At 71.8% G+C, this 17,506-nt stretch carries 14 protein-coding genes; 2 read left to right on the top strand and 12 right to left on the bottom strand.

Translation table 11 applies throughout. From position 1 onward, the window contains the following. Nucleotides 1-7: 7 nt before the first annotated feature. The 12 genes from ACFYZZ_RS06530 to ACFYZZ_RS06475 all read right to left on the bottom strand — a co-directional run bounded on the left by ACFYZZ_RS06530 (nt 8) and on the right by ACFYZZ_RS06475 (nt 13,924). Nucleotides 8-739, bottom strand: a complete 732-nt coding sequence (locus tag ACFYZZ_RS06530; protein ID WP_389172344.1) for a CBS domain-containing protein — start codon at nt 737-739, stop codon at nt 8-10. A gap of 14 nt (nt 740-753) precedes the next feature. After that, nucleotides 754-3,459 carry a GNAT family N-acetyltransferase gene (locus ACFYZZ_RS06525; protein ID WP_389172342.1) on the bottom strand — a complete coding sequence of 902 codons (2,706 nt, stop codon included), beginning with the start codon at nt 3,457-3,459 and terminating at the stop codon, nt 754-756. A 35-nt stretch (nt 3,460-3,494) separates the two neighbouring features. After that, a complete protein-coding gene (gene gap, locus ACFYZZ_RS06520) occupies nt 3,495-4,508 on the bottom strand; it encodes a type I glyceraldehyde-3-phosphate dehydrogenase (RefSeq protein WP_389172340.1) in 1,014 nt (337 codons plus the stop codon). Nucleotides 4,509-4,577: 69 nt separating this feature from the next. Continuing rightward, nucleotides 4,578-5,450: a universal stress protein gene (locus ACFYZZ_RS06515; protein ID WP_389172338.1), complete on the bottom strand. Its 873-nt coding sequence runs from the start codon at nt 5,448-5,450 to the stop codon at nt 4,578-4,580. Nucleotides 5,451-5,455: 5 nt separating this feature from the next. After that, the gene (locus ACFYZZ_RS06510) at nt 5,456-6,478 is read right to left on the bottom strand and encodes a zinc-dependent alcohol dehydrogenase (RefSeq protein WP_389172336.1); all 1,023 of its coding nucleotides are present in this window, start codon (nt 6,476-6,478) and stop codon (nt 5,456-5,458) included. A gap of 30 nt (nt 6,479-6,508) precedes the next feature. Beyond that, nucleotides 6,509-7,414 carry a universal stress protein gene (locus ACFYZZ_RS06505; protein WP_389172335.1) on the bottom strand — a complete coding sequence of 302 codons (906 nt, stop codon included), beginning with the start codon at nt 7,412-7,414 and terminating at the stop codon, nt 6,509-6,511. Nucleotides 7,415-7,494: 80 nt separating this feature from the next. Continuing rightward, entirely contained in the window at nt 7,495-8,115 is a 621-nt protein-coding gene (locus ACFYZZ_RS06500) for a hypothetical protein (RefSeq protein WP_389172333.1), read from the bottom strand. Nucleotides 8,116-8,296: 181 nt separating this feature from the next. Further along, the gene (locus tag ACFYZZ_RS06495; protein ID WP_389172331.1) at nt 8,297-9,220 is read right to left on the bottom strand and encodes a carbamate kinase; all 924 of its coding nucleotides are present in this window, start codon (nt 9,218-9,220) and stop codon (nt 8,297-8,299) included. A gap of 3 nt (nt 9,221-9,223) precedes the next feature. Further along, nucleotides 9,224-10,225 (bottom strand): ornithine carbamoyltransferase, encoded by a 1,002-nt coding sequence (gene argF, locus ACFYZZ_RS06490; protein ID WP_389172329.1) that lies wholly within the window; start codon nt 10,223-10,225, stop codon nt 9,224-9,226. Nucleotides 10,226-10,243: 18 nt separating this feature from the next. Next, nucleotides 10,244-11,458, bottom strand: a complete 1,215-nt coding sequence (locus ACFYZZ_RS06485) for an arginine deiminase (protein WP_389172327.1) — start codon at nt 11,456-11,458, stop codon at nt 10,244-10,246. A 29-nt stretch (nt 11,459-11,487) separates the two neighbouring features. After that, complete coding sequence (locus ACFYZZ_RS06480; RefSeq protein ID WP_389172325.1) at nt 11,488-12,978, bottom strand: APC family permease; 1,491 nt, start codon at nt 12,976-12,978, stop codon at nt 11,488-11,490. Between the two features lie 253 nt (nt 12,979-13,231). Then, the gene (locus ACFYZZ_RS06475; protein ID WP_389172323.1) at nt 13,232-13,924 is read right to left on the bottom strand and encodes a response regulator; all 693 of its coding nucleotides are present in this window, start codon (nt 13,922-13,924) and stop codon (nt 13,232-13,234) included. A gap of 285 nt (nt 13,925-14,209) precedes the next feature. Between ACFYZZ_RS06475 and ACFYZZ_RS06470 the strand changes: the two genes are divergently transcribed. After that, the gene (locus ACFYZZ_RS06470) at nt 14,210-14,608 is read left to right on the top strand and encodes a hypothetical protein (RefSeq protein WP_389172321.1); all 399 of its coding nucleotides are present in this window, start codon (nt 14,210-14,212) and stop codon (nt 14,606-14,608) included. A 245-nt stretch (nt 14,609-14,853) separates the two neighbouring features. Further along, entirely contained in the window at nt 14,854-17,499 is a 2,646-nt protein-coding gene (gene adhE, locus ACFYZZ_RS06465; protein WP_389172319.1) for a bifunctional acetaldehyde-CoA/alcohol dehydrogenase, read from the top strand. Nucleotides 17,500-17,506 lie beyond the last annotated feature (7 nt).

Genomic DNA, 17,506 nt, shown 5'->3' with positions numbered 1-17,506 from the left:
CCTCCTTTCACAGACTGCGCAGCCACTCCTCGGTGACGCCGTGCGGCCCTTGTCGCGCGGGCTGCAGGTGGGAGTCGTCCAGCCGGTAGGTGAGTTGGTCCACGACGGCCACCACGCCGTCGATCCGACTGGCCATCGAGACGGCGATCTCCGTGTCGCTCTTGCGTTCCAGCTGACCGGTGAGGGTCACGACGCCCTGCACCACGCAGACGTCGATGCTCCGGGGGGCCAGCCACAGGGTGCGTTCCAGCACCTCTTCGAGCACCTCGTCGCGGATCTCCGGGTCGGGCCGCAGGAAGACCTGGAGCAGGTCGCGGCGGGTGACGATGCCGACGAGCCGGTCCTCCTCGTCCACGACGGGCAGCCGTTCCACGCCCCGTTCGGCCATGGTCCGGGCGGCCGCAGCGACGGTCTCCTCGGCGTGCACGGTGACGGGCGGCTCGGTCATGAGCTGGCCGGCGGTGCGGGCCCGGATCTTGGCGGCGCGGCGCCTTGCGGCCTTCGTCAGGGCCACGTCGGGGATGCGGCGCGGCGTCCGGTAGGGGTCGGGGGCTTGCGCCTGACGGGAGATCAGGTCTGTCTCGGACAGGACGCCGATGACCCTCTCGTCCTCGTCGACGACCGGCAGTCCGCTGATCCGGTGCTCGGCGAGCAGCCGTGCCACTTCCTTGAACGGGGTGCCGTATCCGGCTCGGACGACCTCCGTGGTCATCACGGAACCGACCTTGTCGTGTCTCATGGTGTGTGCCTCCCTCAGCGCAGTCGGCGCAGATACGGGTCCTGGGGCCTGCGGGGCAGCAGGCGCACGCGCGCGTCGAGCACGGTGATGCCGCCCGGCGCCGCCAGTACGGGGTTGAAGTCGACCTCCGCCAGCTGCGGCAGGTCGGCTGCCATCCGGGACAGCCGCAACAGCAGCTGTTCGAGGTCGGCGAGGTCGACCGGCCCGGCGCCGCCGGCGCCGAACAGCAGCGGCGCGCAGCGCGGGGCCGTGATCAGGTCGTGGACGTCGTGGTCCGTGAGCGGGGCCAGCCGGGCGGCGTGGTCGCCGAGCACTTCGGTCGCGGTCCCGCCGAGCCCGAACAGCACGAGCGGGCCGAAGACCTCGTCCTGGACGACCCCGGCGAACAGTTCGGTGCCGCGTGCGGCGAGCGGCTGGATCACCACGCCCGTCAGCAGTCCGGCGAAGCGGGTCTCGAAGTCCCGGAAGGCAGCCCGTACTTGGGAGTCGCCCTCCAGGTCCAGGTGGACAGCGCGCTGCCGGCTCTTGTGCAGCAGTCCCGGCCAGTGCGCCTTCATCACCACCCGGCCGTCCGGACCGCGCAACCGCCGGGCGGCGATGACCGCGTCCTCCTCGGTCTGGGCCCAGGCCCACGGCAGCTGCGGGATGTCGTAGCAGGCCAGCAGGTCGGCGCAGGTGTGCGGGTCGAGCCAGCCGCCGTCCTCGTGCCCGGCCAGGAAGGTCTCGGTGAGTTCACGGGCGCGGGTCGTGTCGGCGCCTTCGAGGTCCGGGACCGTGCCGGCGGGCCGGGCGAGCCAGGCCGCGCGGCGGGCGGCGTGGGCCAGCGCACGGGCCGCCGCCTGCGGTTCGGCGTACGACGGGATCGTGCCGCCCTCGGCCGCCGGCAGCAGCTTGACCGGCAGTTCCTGTTGGAGCCGTACGACGGCGACGGGTTTGCCCCGGTGCGTCGGGGCCTGGGTCACCGCCCGGACGAGGTCGTCCCCGGTCGCGGCGGCGACCGCGGTGGGGACCAGGGCCACCAGGACGGCATCGACGCCAGGGTGGCGCAGCAGTCGGTCCACGACGTCCGCGAGCTGTGCCTCGGTGACGGCGGCGGTGGCGTCGACGGGGTTGCCGGCCGCGGCGCCTTCGGGCAGCACGGCGAGCAGGTCGTCGATCAGCTGCGGGGTGAGCGGCGGCAGGGTGAGTCCGGCCTCCGCGCAGGCGTCGGCCGCCAGGACCCCGGCGCCGCCCGCGTTGGTGACGATCGCGACGCGGTCGTCGGCGGGGAGCGGCTGGGAGTGCAGCAGAGCGGCGGTTTCCAGGAGTTCGCCGATCGAGCGGGTCGCGGTGATGCCCGCCTGGGTGAACAGGGCCTGCCGGGTCATGGTGCGGGTGGCGGCGGCCGCGGTGTGGGAGGCGGCGGCGCGCCGGCCGGCGTCGGTGCGGCCCGCGTCCACGGTCAGGATCGGCATCCGGCGGGTGACGCGGCGGGCCGTGCGGGAGAACGCCCGGGGGCTGCCGAAGGACTCCAGGTGCAGCAGCGCCAGTTCGGTGCGGCCGTCGCCTTCCCACCACTGGAGCATGTCGTTGCCGCTGACGTCGTACTTGTCGCCGAGGGACGCGAAGGACGAGACACCGATGCCGAGCCGGGACAGGCCGTCGAGCAGGGCTATGCCGACCCCACCGGACTGTACGGCGACGCCCGCGGTGCCGGGTCGCGGGTGATCGGCGGCGAACGTGGCGTCCAGGCTCACGCCGGGTTCGGTGTTGGAGATGCCGAGGCAGTTGGGTCCGACGAGGCGCATGCCGTGGGTGCGGCACGTGGCCAGCAGGGCATGTGCCTGGTCGGGGTCGAGGCCGGCGGTGACGACGAGCAGCGCCCGGGCTCCCGCTTTGCCGCATTCCTCGGCGGTCGCCGGGACCGCGGCGGCGGGCACCGCCACGACCACCAGGTCGGGCGTCCTGGGCAGGGCACTGACGGACGGGTGGGCGGGTACGCCGAGGATGTGGTCGGCGCCCGGGTTCACGGCGAACAGGCGGTGGCTGTAGCCGCCCGTCTTGAGGTGGTGCAGGATCGCCCGGCCCACGGATCCGGGCTTGCGTCCGGCGCCGACGACGGCGACGGTCTGCGGACGGAGCAGCGGCTCCAGGCTGGCCACATCGGCGGCGCGGCCCCGGGCTTCCACGGCCGACAGGTAGGTGTCGTCCTGGTCCAGCCGAATCGTGCAGCGCACCTCCGGGCCGTCGAACCGACGGGTGATGCGCAGGCCTAGATCGACGAAGAGCCGCAGAACCTCGTGGTTCTCGCAGAGTGCGTCGGCGGTGAAGGCGGTGATGCCCTCGGCCCGGGCCGCGGAGACCAGGTGCTCGACGAGCAGGGTGCCGACCCCGCGGTGGTGCAGGCCGTCGCAGACGGCGATGGACATGTCGGCCCCGTCGCCGGTGTCCCCGGTGTGGTACTCGGCGAGACCGATCACCTGCCCGTGGCGCTCCGCCAGCAGGGCCCGGTGGCCCGGGTGGGCCGGGGCACAGGCCCGGTCGGCGGCCCGTCCGGCGGAGAACGGGCTCGCGGAGAAGAAACGGAGCCGCAGGTTCTCCGGGGACATCTCCTCGTAGAGTCCTTGCAGTTGGTCGTGGTCGGCCGGGGCCACGGGACGGATGCACACGGTGGTGCCGTCCGCCAGCAGGGCGTGGACGGGAGGGCGGACCGGAGGGCGGTTGAGCACGTCGTCCGACATCACAGAGCTCCTTCAGGACTCTCGGTGGGTGGTCGTCAGTCGTCGGCGACCAGTGCGGTGAGGTCCAGCAGCCGGTTGGTGTAGCCCCACTCGTTGTCGTACCAGCCGAAGACCTTGGCCAAGGGGCCGTTGGTCTGGGTCAGGGCGGCGTCGAAGACGCAGGACGCGGGGTCGCCGATGACGTCGCGGGAGACGATGGGTGCCGTCGAGACGCGCAGGATGCCGTTCAGCGGGCCGTCGGCGGCTGCCACGAAAGCGGCGTTGATCTCGTCGGCGGTGGCCTCGTTCTCCAGCAGCACCGTCAGATCGGTGAGCGAGCCGTCCTCCACGGGGACCCGGACGGCGATGCCGTCGAGAGCGCCGGCCAGTTCGGGTACCACCAGGCCTACGGCCCGGGCGGCACCGGTGCTGGTCGGGATGATGCTCAGTGCCGCGGAGCGGGCGCGCCGCAGGTCCTTGTGCGGGCCGTCGAGCAGCGACTGGTCGTTGGTGTACCCGTGGACCGTGGTCAGCAGTCCGCGGTCGATGCCGAAGGCTTCGTCGAGCACCTTGACCATCGGCGCGAGGCAGTTGGTGGTGCAGGAGGCGGCCGAGATGATGCGGTCGCGGTGTCTGTCGTAGGTGTCGTCGTTGACGCCCATCACGATGGTGGCGTCGACGCCCTTGCCCGGTGCCGACAGCAGCACGGTGTGCGCGCCTGCCTTCAGGTGCAGCGCGGCCGAGTCGCGGTCGCGGAAGCGGCCGGTGGACTCGATGACGATGTCGGCTCCGCAGTCGGACCAGTGCAGGGCCGACGGGTCGCGTTCGGCGGTGACGGCGATGCGCCGGCCGTCGACGGTGAGGGAGCTGTCGTCGTGCGTGACCTCGCGTCCGATGTGCCCGAACGTCGAGTCGTACTCCAGGAGATGGGCGAGGGTGGCGGGCGGCGCGATGTCGTTGATCGCGACGACGTGGACGTCCTGGGTGCCCGCCTCCGCGCGGTCGAGGGCCGCGCGGAGAAAGGTGCGGCCGATGCGGCCGAAGCCGTTGATGCCGACACGTACGGTCATGGTGGTGAACTCCTTCTCGTTGAAGCGCTGCAGTGGTCGGGCCTGTCGGCAGCCGTCCGGTCGCGTCACTCACCACCGCTGGGGGACGACCGCCACCGGGCAGGCGGAGTGGTGCAGGACCGTGTGGGCGACCCGGCCGAGCTGGAGGCCGAAGCGGTCCCCGCGGCGATGGGCGCCGATGACCAGCAGGTCCGCGCCGTGGGAGGCGTCGAGGAGCACCTTGCGGGCGTGGCCCTCGGCTGTGCGCGGGTGAATCTCGACGTCGACGGGGGCGTCGCCGAGCGCCTCGTCCAGTTCCTCGGCCGCCTGCCGCTCGGGCTGCCGGGCCGACTCGGCGGTCGGCAAGGCCTGATCGGTGGTAGCCGGAGCGGTGCGCCGCCAGGCACGTACGGCCTCCAGCGGAACGCGGCGCCGTTGTGCCTCCTCCAGGGCGAAGCGCACGGCTGCGGAGTGCTCCGGGTGCTCGCCGACCCCGACGATGATGCGACCGTGGGTGTCCGGGGCGGCCTGGTTGTCGTGGCTGCCGCGCAGCACGATCACCGGGCAGTCGGCGTGGGCCGCCAGGGTCAGGCTGACCGAGCCGAGCAGCATGTCGACGATGCCGCCGCGGCCCCGGGTGCCCACGACCAGGGCGCAGGCGGTGCGGCTCTCCCGGACGAGGGCGTACTCCGGCTCTTCCGGCAGCACGTCCGTGACGACCTTCAGGTCGGCGTGCCGGCCCTGTGCGCGCCGGGCCGCGCCGGCGACGATGTCCTCCGCCATCACCTGGTCGGACGGCTTGTTCGGGGCCTGCGCGGGCGCGATGCCTTCGTAGCGCTCCCACAGGGATGCGTACACGACGCGCAGCGGCACCCCGCGCAGGGCGGCCTCGTCGGCCGCCCAGTCGACGGCGCCGAGGCTCGGCTCCGAACCGTCGACGCCCACGACCAGGGGCAGTTCCATCGTCCTCACCGTCCCGAGCCCAGGTCGAAGACGATCCGGGCCTTCACGTCACCGCGCAGCACCTCGTCGATGCACTCGTTGACCGCGCTGAGCGGACGCGTCTCGTAGATGACCTTCGTGCGGCCGGCGGCGTGCAACTGGAACACTTCGGCCAGGTCCTGCCGCGTGCCGACGATGGAGCCGATCACCGAAGTGCCGTTGAGGACGGTGTCGAAGATCGGGACCTGGATCGCGCCGTGGGCGGGCAGCGCCACCATGACGAGCTTTCCGCCGCGCCGCAGGCCCGAGTTGACGGCCTCGAACGCGGCCGGGTTCACCGCCAGGGCGATCGCCGCATGGGCGCCGCCGTGCTTCTTCAGCTCCGCCCCGACGTCCTGCTTGCGGGCGTCGATGACGATGTCGGCGCCGAGTTCGGCGGCGAGTTCGAGCTTGTCGTCGGTGACGTCGATCGCGGCCACCGTCGCACCGGCGATCTTCGCGTACTGCACGGCGAGGTGGCCGAGGCCGCCGACCCCGGAGACCGCCACCAGTTGGGCCGGCCGGACGTCTGCCACCTTGAGGGCCTTGTACGTGGTGACGCCCGCGCAGGTCAGCGGGGCGGCCTCGAAGGCGGAGATCCCCTCGGGCACCGGCTGGGCGAAGTCGGCCCAGGCCAGCATCTTCTCGGCGTACCCGCCGTCGCAGCCGTAGCCGGTGTTGATCTGCTGCTCGCACAGCGTCTCCCAGCCGGACAGGCAGTGCTCGCACCGCCCGCACGCCCTGCCCAGCCACGGCACGGCGACCCGCTGTCCGACGGCCGGATGGGTGACGCCCTCGCCCAGCTTCTCGACCAGGCCGACGCCCTCGTGGCCGGGGACGAACGGCGGGTTGGGCTGGACCGGCCAGTCGCCGTGGGCGGCGTGGATGTCGGTGTGGCAGAGCCCGGAGGCTTCCAGGCGGATGCGGATCTGGCCGGGGCCGGGCTCGGGGTCCGGGCGCTCCTCGATGACCAGGGGATCGCCGAGGGCTCGTACGACCGCTGCCTTCATGATGTGTTCTCTCCTCGGGTGTCGGTGCGTTCAGTCGTGGGCGACGACGGCGACGGGTGCGGTGGCGTGGTGGAGGACGGCGTGGGCGACCGGGCCGATGTGGGCCCCGAGGGCGGAGCGGCGGACGCGCCGGCCGACGACGACCAGGGAGGCCTGGTGGGAGGCGTCGATCAGCAGGACCGAGGGGCTGCCGGAACCGGACTCCGTGACGACCTCCACGTCGGGGTACTTCTGTCGCCAGGGCTTGACCGCCTCGGTCAGGGCGGCGGCGTCGCTCTGCGCCACCATCTGGGTGACCTGGGGGTCGGGGGCCATGCCGTAGGGGTAGTAGTAGGGCTCGTTCCAGCCGTGCAGCACCCGTAGTGGCACGCCCTGGCGCGCGGCGGCCTCGAACGCGAACTCGATCGGTGCCGCGTCCGGGTTGCGGGTGTCCAGTCCGAGCACGACGGGGCCGGACGGTGCGGCCGTGGCAGGACTGCCCGTGCGGTCCTTCTCCTGCTCGTCGGCGGCCTGTTCGCCGGCGCGGACCAGCACGACGGGCCGTTCCGTGGACGCGACGACCGCGAGGCCGACCGAGCCGACCAGGAAGCCGCCGATCCCGCTGAGGCCGCGGGAGCCGAGGACGAGCAGTTCGGCGTCCTGGGCGGCGCGGACGAGGACTTCGGCGGGCCGGCCGGTGAGCTGTTCGCCGGTCACCTCGATGCCGGGGTGGCGCAGCCGCAGGTCCTCTGCGGACTTCCGCGGAATACGCTCGGTCCAGTGCTGGTGCGTCTCGGCGCCGAGGAGCGGGGCCTGTGCCATGGGTTCCGGTACCGGCTCCCAGACGTGGACGAGCCGGACGGGCAGTCCGCGTGTCTCCGCCTCGCGGGCCGCCCACTCGGCGGCGGCCCGGCTCTCGGCGGAACCGTCGAGGCCGACGGTGATGGTGCGGGGCATGATCTCCACCTCCTGAATCGGGGACTCCCGATTCCAGCGTCGTGTTGGGGGTTCTTCGCGGCAGGTGCCGCGTGGCGGGGTCAGCGCAGCCAGGCGTGGTCGCGGACGACAGGCAGTCCCGCCCACCACCGGCCCAGACCCCATGTGGTGCCGGCGCCGACGGCCGCGACGGCGATCAGCGCCACCGCGTAGATCAGGTGGTAGTCGGCGAACGGGTTCGTCGACATGCTCGGCGAGCCGTTGGCCAGGTGTCTGGCCGGCGGCCACTCGGCCATCCACATCAGCGCCATCATCGCGGTGCCCGCGACCGCGGCCGGCCGCAGCGCCACACCGGCCATGACGGCCACTCCGATGCCCAGCAGGCCGAGCATGAACAGCCAGTCGGCCCAGGTGTCACCGGCCCACGCGTGGAACGTGGACCGCATGGGTCCGGCGGCGACGGAGCTGAGGAAGCCTTTCGTCGGGGACCCGCCGTCGATCCAGCCCTTGCCGGACGCCGTGGCGTAGCCGAGGCCGAAGGTCTTGTCCAGGAACGCCCACAGGAAGACGAACCCGGTCAGGATGCGCAGGGACGCGAGGGCGCGGGCCTGGGCGGTGTGCGCTTCGATGCCCGCCGACACGGCGAGCGCGGAGCCGGTCCGGTTGCTGCGGAACGTCAGACGGAAGCCGGGGCTGCGGTGGGAGTGCTCGTGCGCGGCCATGATGGTGGTCCCTTCTGGTCGGGCAGTTCAGGTCCTGGTTTCCTTGACGCCCCTTACTCTCGTGGCGTGCCCCGCCCGGCGCCGGATGCCGAAGGGCTCCGGCGGTGGGGCCCAACGTCCCTGCGCTCAGGGCCGGTTCGCGGTGAGCGGAGGGCGGCGTGGGACGCCGGGACCGGGCCGTTCAGCCGACCGTGAGATCGGGGCGGACCAGGGTGCCGGAACGGCCGTGGACGATGTCGTACGCGGCGTCCAGCGCGCCGATCGCGGCCAGTCCTCCGGTGCGTTCCACGAAGCGGGCGGCGGCCTCGGTCTTGGGTCCCATGGAGCCGTCCGGGAAGCCGCCGTGGCGCAGGTCGGTGGGTGTGGCGTCGGGGACGGGCCGCTGATCCGGTGTGCCGTACTGCTCGTAGACGCACGGCACGTCGGTGAGGATGAGGAGGAAGTCGGCCTTCAGGTCCTCGGCGAGCAGGGCGGCGGTGAGGTCCTTGTCGATGACGGCCTCCACGCCGGTCAGGGCGCCCGAGTCGTCGTCGGCGGTGACGGGGACGCCTCCCCCGCCGGCGCAGATCACCAGGGCGCCGGAACCGAGCAGTTCGTGGATGGTGTCGGTCTCCAGGATCCGTTCGGGCGACGGGGAGGGGACGACACGGCGCCAGCCGGTGGTGTCCCGGGCGATGTGCCAGCCGCGCCCCCGGGCCAGCTTCTCGGCCGTGGCGCGGGAGTAGACCTGGCCGACGAACTTCGTGGGCCGGGCGAACGCGGGATCGTCGGCCCGTACGAGGGTGTGCGTGACGAGGGCGGCGATCCGGTGCCCGGGCAGGGTGTCGTGCAGGGCGCGGGCCAGCAGGGAGCCGATCATGCCCTGGGTCTGCGCGCCGAGCAGGTCGAGCGGGTACGGGGCGCTGAGCACGGGGTCGGCCTCGCTCTCCAGGGCGAGCAGGCCGATCTGCGGGCCGTTGCCGTGCGTGATGACCAGCTCGTGCTCCTGGGCGAGGGCGGCCAGGGCGCCGGCGACGGCATCGATGTTGGCCTGCTGGACGGCCGCGTCGGGGCGTTCGCCACGGTGCAGCAGGGCGTTGCCGCCGAGGGCGACGACGATGCGCATGGTTCAGTCCTCCAGGGTGGCGACGAGGACGGCCTTGATGGTGTGCAGGCGGTTCTCGGCCTGGTCGAAGACGAGGGAGGCGGGCGAGGAGAAGACCTCGTCGGTGACTTCCAGCCCGGTCAGGCCGTAGGTGGCGAGCAGTTCCCGGCCGAGCCTGGTGCCCTCGTCGTGCAGGGACGGCAGGCAGTGCATGAACTTGACGTCGGGGTTCTCGGTCGCCGCGAGCGTCTTGCCGTTGACCTGGTACGGCAGGAGCAGGTCGATCCGTTCACGCCAGGTGTCGGCGGGCTCCCCCATGGAGACCCAGACGTCGGTGTGCAGGAAGTCGGCGCCGCGTACGGCGGTCTCGACGTCCTCGGTGAGGGTGATGCGGGCTCCGCTTCGCCCGGCGAGCACCTGGCAGGTGGCGACCAGACCGCTGTCCGGCCACAGCGCGCGAGGAGCGGCGATGCGCACGTCCATGCCCAGCAGCGCCCCCATGGAGAGCAGGGAGTTGCCCATGTTGTTGCGGGCGTCGCCGAGGTAGCAGTAGCTGATGTCGGTGAGTGGCTTGGTGCTGTGCTCGCGCATGGTGAGCATGTCGCACAGGCTCTGCGTGGGGTGGGCCGTGTCGGTCAGCCCGTTGTAGACGGGGACGCCGGCGTGGGCGGCGAGTTCGGTGACGATCGACTGGGCGGAGCCCCGGTACTCGATGCCGTCGAACATGCGGCCGAGGACGCGTGCGGTGTCGGCGACGGACTCCTTGTGGCCGACGTGGGTGTCGCCGGGGCCGAGGTAGGTGGTGGCGGCGCCCTGGTCGGCGGCGGCGACCTCGAAGGCGCAGCGGGTGCGGGTGGAGGTCTTCTCGAAGATCAGGGCGACGTGCTTGCCGGTGAGCCGGGGTTGTTCGGTGCCGGCGCGACGGGCCGCCTTCAGGTCGGCGGCGAGGCCGAGGAGGTGCTGGATCTCCCTGGCGGTGAAGTCGAGTTCGCTCAGGTAGGAGCGGCCTCGCAGGTCGATGGTCATGGTGGTGTCCTTACGGGGTCAGGCGGCCGGGTCGCGTTCGATGGGGCAGCTCATGCAGCGCGGGCCGCCCCGGCCGCGGCCGAGTTCGGCGCCGGCGATGGTGACGACCTCGATGCCCTGCTTGCGCAGGTAGGTGTTGGTGGTGACGTTGCGCTCGTAGCCGACGACGACGCCGGGGGCGAGGGCGAGGAAGTTGCTTCCGTCGTCCCACTGTTCGCGCTCGGCGCCCCGGATGTCCTGCGGCGCGGAGAGCATGCGGACCTTGTCCAGGTCCAGAGCCTCGGCGAGCGCGGTGGCCAGATCGGAGTTCGCGGTCACGTCGAAGCCCGTCTCGCGGGCGTCGCTGGGGCGCAGGGTCCAGGAGCGCAGGGAGTCGGCCAGGCCCGGGTAGACGGCGAAGGCGTCGCGGTCGAGCATGGTCAGTACGGTGTCGAGGTGCATGTAGGCGCGGGTGGCGGGCAGTTGGACCGCGATCAGCCGACTCGCCGTGCCGCTCGCGAACAGGCGGGCGGCCAGGTTCTCCACGGCCTGGGCGGTGGTGCGCTCGCCCATGCCGACCATGACGGCGCCGTTGCCGAGGACGTGTACGTCGCCGCCCTCCAGCGTGCCCACGGCACCGTCGAGCAGTGGCTGGGGCGCGACGCCCACGAACCTCGGGTGGAAGCGGTAGATCGCCTCCGCGTGCAGGCTCTCGCGGCGCCGGGCCGGCTTGGCCATCGGGTTCACGGAGAGCTTGTCGTACATCCAGCACGAGTTGTCGCGCGGGAAGAGGTGGTTGGGCAGCGGGGTGAGGGCGAAGTCGTCGGCGTCGAGCGCGCTCCACACCAGGCTGTGCGGGGCGGCCAGCGGCAGGTCGCTCTTGAGCAGCCCGCCGATGAGGTAGCCGGCGAGCGTCTCGCCGTCCAGCTCGGCGCACAGAGCGCGCACCGGGTCGATGAGGGCCGGCCCGACGACGGCCGGGGTGATGACCCGGTCGAGGAGCCAGTCGCGGGCCTCGGGGACGTCGAGGGTCTGGGCGAGCAGGTCGGCGAAGTGGTGGACGCGGGCGCCGTGGTCGCGCAGAACCTGGGCGAAGGCGTCGTGCTCCTCGCGGGCGCGCTTGGCCCACAGGATGTCGTCGAAGAGCAGGGCGTCGACGTTGCGCGGGGTGAGGCGGGAGAGTTCGAGGCCGGGGCGGTGCAGGATCACCTGGCGCAGGCGGCCGACCTCGGAGTCGACGTGAAAGGTGTTCATCGCGGCAGTTCCTTCGAGCGGGTGGGTGGTCAGTCGTGGTGGCGGAGGTCGCCCAGCCTGCGGAACCCGCCGATGCGGCCGGTGCGCAGACCCCGGGAGAGCCGCCGGGCCGGCGCTGGCGTCTCGGGCGCCCGCTCCCGCTGGGACGGGATCGCCGCGTCCCGGGCGTCGGCCGTCCGGTCGCCGACGGCCTGACCGCGCTTGAGCCAGACGTACACCGGCACACCCAGCAGCAGCACGAACAGGCCGTAGTAGACGGTCTGGTAGCCGCTGCCCTGGATCGACCAGTACGAGAAGGCGAGGGCGAGTGCGGCCACCGTGACGTCACGGGCGAATCGCCGGGGGTTAGGCTTCTCCCCGTCGCGCACGAGGAGCCAGTACAGCTGGGCGGCGGCGGAGAACAGATAGGGGATCACCGCGGTCAGCACGCTCAGCAGGACGATCTTGGTGAAGACGTCGTCGAAGCGCGTGTAGCTGAACACCGTGATGAGCGAGGCCAGCACGGTGGAGGCGACGATGCCGAAGGCCGGCACGTCGTTCTCGCCGCGCAGCCGGGCGAAGGCGCGCGGGAACAGGCCGTCGCGGGCTGCGGCGTACGGCATCTCGGCGCACAGCATGGTCCAGCCGTTGAGGGCTCCGATGCCGGAGATGATCGCGGCGACGGCGACGATGTCACCGGCCCAGGTGCCGCCGAAGATGTTGTTCGCGGCGTCCGTGAACGGCGCGGTCGAGCCACCGAGCTTGCCGTGGGAGACGGTGCCGAAGACGGCGAGCGTGCCCAGGATGTAGATGACTGCGCACAGGAGGGTGCCGTAGACCGTAGCGCGCGGAACGTTGCGTCCCGGCTCCCGGACCCGCCCGGCGACCACCGCGGCCGCCTCCAGACCGAGGTAGCTGAACAGGGCGATGGCGCCGGCTGCCGAGACGGCGCCGAGGGCCGACTGCCCGCTGGCGTTGAACGGGCCGAAGTTGTGGGAGTCGACGAAGAGCAGCCCGACGGTGGCCATGAAGACGAGCGGGACGAACTTCAGCACGGTCGTGATGACCTGGAAGGCGCCCGTGTTGCGCACACCGGTGAGGTTGATCGCGGCGGGGATCCACAGTCCGACGAGCGCGAGGAGCACCGAAATCCACTTGCTGTGACCGGTGTTGACGAAGACCTCGACGTAGCCGACCCAGGCCACGACGATGGCCGCGTTGCCGGCCCAAGCGGTGATCCAGTACGACCAGGCGTTGAGGAACCCGGCGAACTCGCCGAACGCCTCACGGGCGTAGACGTACGGGCCGCCGCTGGCCGGAACCCGCTTGGACAGCGCACCGAAGGTCAGCGCCAGCGCGAGCGCGCCGAGGGTGACGACGGCGAACGCGACGAGGGAGATCGGTCCGTAGGGGGCGAGGGCGGAGGGGAGCGCGAAGACTCCGGTGCCGATGATGCTGCCGATCACGAGCGCGGATGCGGCGGGAAGGCCGAGTGCCGCCGTCGGCGCCGTCCCCTTTCCGTCTCGTCTGGGTCCGGACATGGCGTACTCCTTGCGCAGTTCGTCAGGGTGAGTCGATCTGCTGACGATCTTTCTGCGCCCCGCCGCACAAGGTCAGTGGCCGCAAGGCCCCCGCTCCCGGCCCGATGGTCCCGCCCCCGAGGCCCGCCCAGCCCAGCACGCCCACGCGACGCGAGCGTGCCCGGCCGGTGCGACCGGCCGGGCACGCTTTTCACGCATCACGGCGAAGGGCGTAGGGCGCAGCGGGGACACGACGCCGAGTACGGCTCTACGGTCAGTGGCCGTCCTGCTTCTGCCGGTCCTGGACCTGCGCAGCGATCACGGCCGCCTGGACGCGGCGTTCCACCCCGAGCTTGGCGAGCAGACGGGAGATGTGGTTCTTCACGGTCTTCTCGGCCAGATACAGGCGCTGACCGATCTGCCGGTTGGTGAGGCCCTCGCCGATCAGGGCCAGGATCTCCCGCTCCCGGTCGGTCAGGCCGGGCAGCACGTCCGGCTCCTCCTCCTGCTGCCGGCCGCCGCGCAGCCGGGCCATCAGCTTGGTGGTGGCGCTCGCGTCGAGGAGCGACTGCCCGGCGGCCACGGTGCGCACGGCCGAGACCAGATCGGAGCCCTGGATCTGCTTCAGGACGTACCCGGAGGCACCCGCCATGATCGCGTCCAGCAGTGCTTCCTCGTCGTCGAAGGAGGTCAGCATCAGACAGGACAGCTCCGGCATGCGCGAGCGCAGCTCCCGGCAGACGCTCACTCCGTCGCCGTCGGGCAGACGGACGTCCAGCACCGCAACCTGCGGGCGCAGCGCGGGGACGCGTACCAGGGCCTGCTCCGCCGAACCGGCCTCGCCGATCACCTCGATGTCCGGCTCGTCGTTCAGCAGGTCGCGCACGCCACGCCGTACCACCTCGTGGTCGTCCATCAGGAAGACCCGGATCGGGTTGTCGGGGCCGTGCTGCTCGCCGTCTGCCATCAATCGCTCCCTGTTCCGGGCGTACTTCACCGAGGTCCGTTCGTGGACGGTATCGGTCCACGTCGAGATCTTGCTCCCCTCCCGGCGGAAGGACCAGGGCCGGACGGCCCAGTGTTCCCAGCCAGTCTTCCCTGCCTGGAGCGGTCACGACGGTCACGTGGCGCGAGGGGAGGAGCCGGGCGGAGGGACCTTCGGTCCGCTCGCGGGGACCTGGCAGCCCTGGGCACGGGACGCACCGCGCAGAAGTCTGGAGCCGTCACCGACGATCAAGAAGGAGCGGATCGCATGACTGCCAAGGACACCGTGACGCACGCCGGCACCGCCGTCGCCGTACCCGTGCGGAGCGAAGGGGATGTGGACGAGGAGGCACTGGCGTACGTCAGGACGAAGATCGACGCGGTCCTCGGTCGGCCGGGGATGCCTGCCGTCAGCGGCGAGGTGCGGATCGCCAGGGCAGCTGCGCGTCACACGGAGCAACCCTGGTCGGCCGGGGCGGAGTTGGTCGTGGGGGACGTACACGTGGTCGTGCACGCCCAGGAGTCGACGGCACACGAGCTGGCGGACCGGCTGCAGGACCGGCTGCGCGGTCAGCTGACCAAGGTGCTGCACCGCCGCGAGGCGCCCCGGAAGTCGGCCACTCCGCCTCCGTGGCGCGGCGGCCCGGCCGTCGACCGACGCGGTTAGGGCCGGTCGGCGGCGGCCACTCCGCCGCCGACGGCCTCGGCCGGCCGCCGCCGGACCCCGTACCGCCGCACGTCCCACCCGCAGCCGTGCCGGTCAGGCCCGCCGGCAGGGACCATCGGTACCTGGGAGCGAAGGGCGCACCGCAGGAGAGTCGAGGTGTGAGCGGCGGCGTTCCCCGAGGTGCCGGTCACACCCGCCCGCCGTCGGCCACACCCGGCGGCTCCGTCAAAGGGAGGCCCATCCCCATGTCCCGTCACGACGCCGGAACCGAGGCAGCCACCAGCGCCGGCGCACCCTCCGACATCGCCGTCGCGGTGGACCGGCTGGTCACCAACGGACTCAAGGCGCTCGCCGACTACGACGCCCTCACCCAGGAGCAGGTCGACCACATCGTCAAGAAGGCCTCGGTCGCCGCCCTGGACCACCACACCGCGCTGGCCCGGCTGGCCGTCGAGGAAACAGGGCGCGGGGTCTTCGAGGACAAGGCGGCCAAGAACATGTTCGCGTGTGAGCACGTCACGCACAGCATGGGCCGGATGAAGACCGTCGGCGTCATCGCCCGGGACGACATCGAGGACATGGTCGAGGTCGCCGAACCGGTCGGTGTCGTCTGCGCCGTCACGCCCGTCACCAACCCGACCTCCACCACCGTCTTCAAGGCCCTGATGGCGCTGAAGACGCGCAACCCCGTCGTGTTCGCCTTCCATCCCTCCGCCCAGCGGTGCAGCGCGGAGGTGGCCCGGATCGTCCGGGACGCGGCCGTCGCCGCCGGCGCGCCGGAGCACTGCGTGCAGTGGATCGAGACACCCTCCGTCGAGGCGACCGGCCTCCTGATGCGCCACCCCGGCGTCTCGCTGATCCTCGCCACCGGAGGCAACGCCATGGTCAGGGCCGCCTACTCGGCGGGCAAGCCCGCCCTCGGGGTCGGCGCGGGCAATGTGCCGGCGTATGTGCACAAGAGCGCCAAGCTGCGCCGCGCCGTCAACGACCTCGTGCTGTCCAAGTCCTTCGACAACGGCATGATCTGCGCCTCCGAACAGGCCGTCATCCTGGACGCCGAGATCTACGACGCGGCTCTCGCCGAGTTCCACACGCTGCACGCCCATCTGGCGACCGCCGAGGAGAAGGCGAGGCTGGAGGCGTTCCTGTTCCCGGACGGCCGCGCGAACTCGGGCTGCGAGCCCAAGGTGAACGCCGCGGCCGTCGGCCAGAGCCCTGCGTGGATCGCCGAGCGGGCCGGTTTCACCGTGCCCGACGACACCTCGCTGATCCTCGTCGAGGTCGAACGGGTCGGTCCGGACGAGCCCTTGACCCGGGAAAAGCTCTGCCCCGTGCTCGCCGTGCTGCGGGCCGGGTCCGAGCAGCAGGGCTTCGACCTGGCCGCCGACATGGTCGCCTTCCACGGCCAGGGACACACCGCCGTCGTCCACACCGAGGACCCGGCGCTGGCGGAGGAGTACGGCAGGCGCATGAAGACCGTCCGGGTCATCGTCAACTCCCCGTCCTCGCAGGGGGCGATCGGCGGCATCTACAACAGCCTGCTCCCGTCCCTGACCCTCGGCTGCGGCTCCTGGGGCAGCACCTCGGTGTCCAACAACGTCTCCGCCGCCCAGCTGCTGAACATCAAGCGGGTCTCCAACCGCCGCAACAACCTGCAGTGGTTCAAGGTACCGCCGAAGATCTACTTCGAGCCGCAGTCCATCCGCTACCTGACCTCCATGCCGGACGTCCACCGCGTCACGGTCGTCACCGACGCGACCATGACCCGCCTCGGCTTCGTCGACCGGGTCAGCCGCGTCCTGCAGCGGCGCCACGAGCCCGTGACCGTGCAGATCATCGACAACGTGGAACCGGAGCCGAGCATCGACTCCGTTCAGCGCGGCGCCCAGCTCATGCGGGACTTCCGCCCGGACACCATTATCGCGCTCGGCGGCGGCTCCCCGATGGACGCGGCCAAGGTGATGTGGCTGCTCTACGAGCACCCGGACATCGACTTCGCCGACATGCGGCAGAAGTTCTCCGACATCCGCAAGCGCGCCTTCCGCTTCCCGCCGCTCGGCGTCCGCGCACGCCTGGTCTGCATTCCCACCACCTCCGGCACCGGAGCCGAGGTCACCCCCTTCGCGGTCATCTCCGACCCGGAGGCCGGCAAGAAGTACCCGCTCGCCGACTACGCGCTCACCCCCAGCGTGGCCATCGTCGACCCGTTGCTCACCGCCGACCTGCCCCCGGCGCTGGCCGCAGACAGCGGCTTCGACGCGCTCACCCACGCCATCGAGGCGTATGTGTCCGTGTACGCCAACGACTTCACCGACGGCCTCGCCCTGCACGCGATCCGGCTGATCTTCGACAACATCGAAGCGGCGGTCAACGACCGCACCGGCCGCCCTGACGCGCGGGAGAAGATGCACAACGCGGCCACCATCGCCGGCATGGCTTTCGGCAACGCCTTCCTCGGCATCGTGCACGCCATGTCCCACACGCTCGGTGCCACCTTCCACATCGCACACGGCCGTACCAACGCGGTCCTGCTGCCGCACGTCATCCGCTACAACGGCACCGTGCCGACGAAGCTGACCGGCTGGCCGAAGTACGAGAACTACCGGGCGCCGGAACGCTTCCAGGAGATAGCCCGCGCCCTCGGCCTGCCGGCCGCCACCGCGGACGAGGGCGTGGAGTCCCTCGCCCGTGCGGTCGAGCAGCTGCGCGACACCGTCGGCATCGAGCGGTCGTTCCGGGAACTGGGCGTCGACGAGCGGTCCTTCCTCGACGCACTGCCCCAGCAGGCGCTGAACGCCTACGAGGACCAGTGCGCGCCCGCCAACCCGCGGATGCCCATGCTCGACGACATGCAGAAGATCATGCGCACCGCCTACTACTGGGCGGTGTAAAGGGCCG

It is taken from the genome of Streptomyces sp. NPDC001816, from assembly GCF_042892235.1.
GTDB lineage: Bacteria > Actinomycetota > Actinomycetes > Streptomycetales > Streptomycetaceae > Streptomyces.
This window is presented reverse-complemented; position numbering and strand designations above follow the sequence as displayed.

Coding starts and splice junctions, on each gene's coding strand:
- ACFYZZ_RS06500 (WP_389172333.1), bottom strand. CDS start 8,115: ATGGCCGCGCACGAGCACTCCCACCGCAGCCCCGGCTTCCGTCTGACG.
- ACFYZZ_RS06510 (WP_389172336.1), bottom strand. CDS start 6,478: ATGAAGGCAGCGGTCGTACGAGCCCTCGGCGATCCCCTGGTCATCGAG.
- ACFYZZ_RS06495 (WP_389172331.1), bottom strand. CDS start 9,220: ATGCGCATCGTCGTCGCCCTCGGCGGCAACGCCCTGCTGCACCGTGGC.
- ACFYZZ_RS06485 (WP_389172327.1), bottom strand. CDS start 11,458: ATGAACACCTTTCACGTCGACTCCGAGGTCGGCCGCCTGCGCCAGGTG.
- ACFYZZ_RS06525 (WP_389172342.1), bottom strand. CDS start 3,459: ATGTCGGACGACGTGCTCAACCGCCCTCCGGTCCGCCCTCCCGTCCAC.
- argF (WP_389172329.1), bottom strand. CDS start 10,225: ATGACCATCGACCTGCGAGGCCGCTCCTACCTGAGCGAACTCGACTTC.
- ACFYZZ_RS06530 (WP_389172344.1), bottom strand. CDS start 739: ATGAGACACGACAAGGTCGGTTCCGTGATGACCACGGAGGTCGTCCGA.
- ACFYZZ_RS06475 (WP_389172323.1), bottom strand. CDS start 13,924: ATGGCAGACGGCGAGCAGCACGGCCCCGACAACCCGATCCGGGTCTTC.
- ACFYZZ_RS06515 (WP_389172338.1), bottom strand. CDS start 5,450: ATGGAACTGCCCCTGGTCGTGGGCGTCGACGGTTCGGAGCCGAGCCTC.
- ACFYZZ_RS06505 (WP_389172335.1), bottom strand. CDS start 7,414: ATGCCCCGCACCATCACCGTCGGCCTCGACGGTTCCGCCGAGAGCCGG.
- adhE (WP_389172319.1), top strand. CDS start 14,854: ATGTCCCGTCACGACGCCGGAACCGAGGCAGCCACCAGCGCCGGCGCA.
- ACFYZZ_RS06480 (WP_389172325.1), bottom strand. CDS start 12,978: ATGTCCGGACCCAGACGAGACGGAAAGGGGACGGCGCCGACGGCGGCA.
- ACFYZZ_RS06470 (WP_389172321.1), top strand. CDS start 14,210: ATGACTGCCAAGGACACCGTGACGCACGCCGGCACCGCCGTCGCCGTA.
- gap (WP_389172340.1), bottom strand. CDS start 4,508: ATGACCGTACGTGTCGGCATCAACGGCTTCGGCCGCATCGGCCGCACC.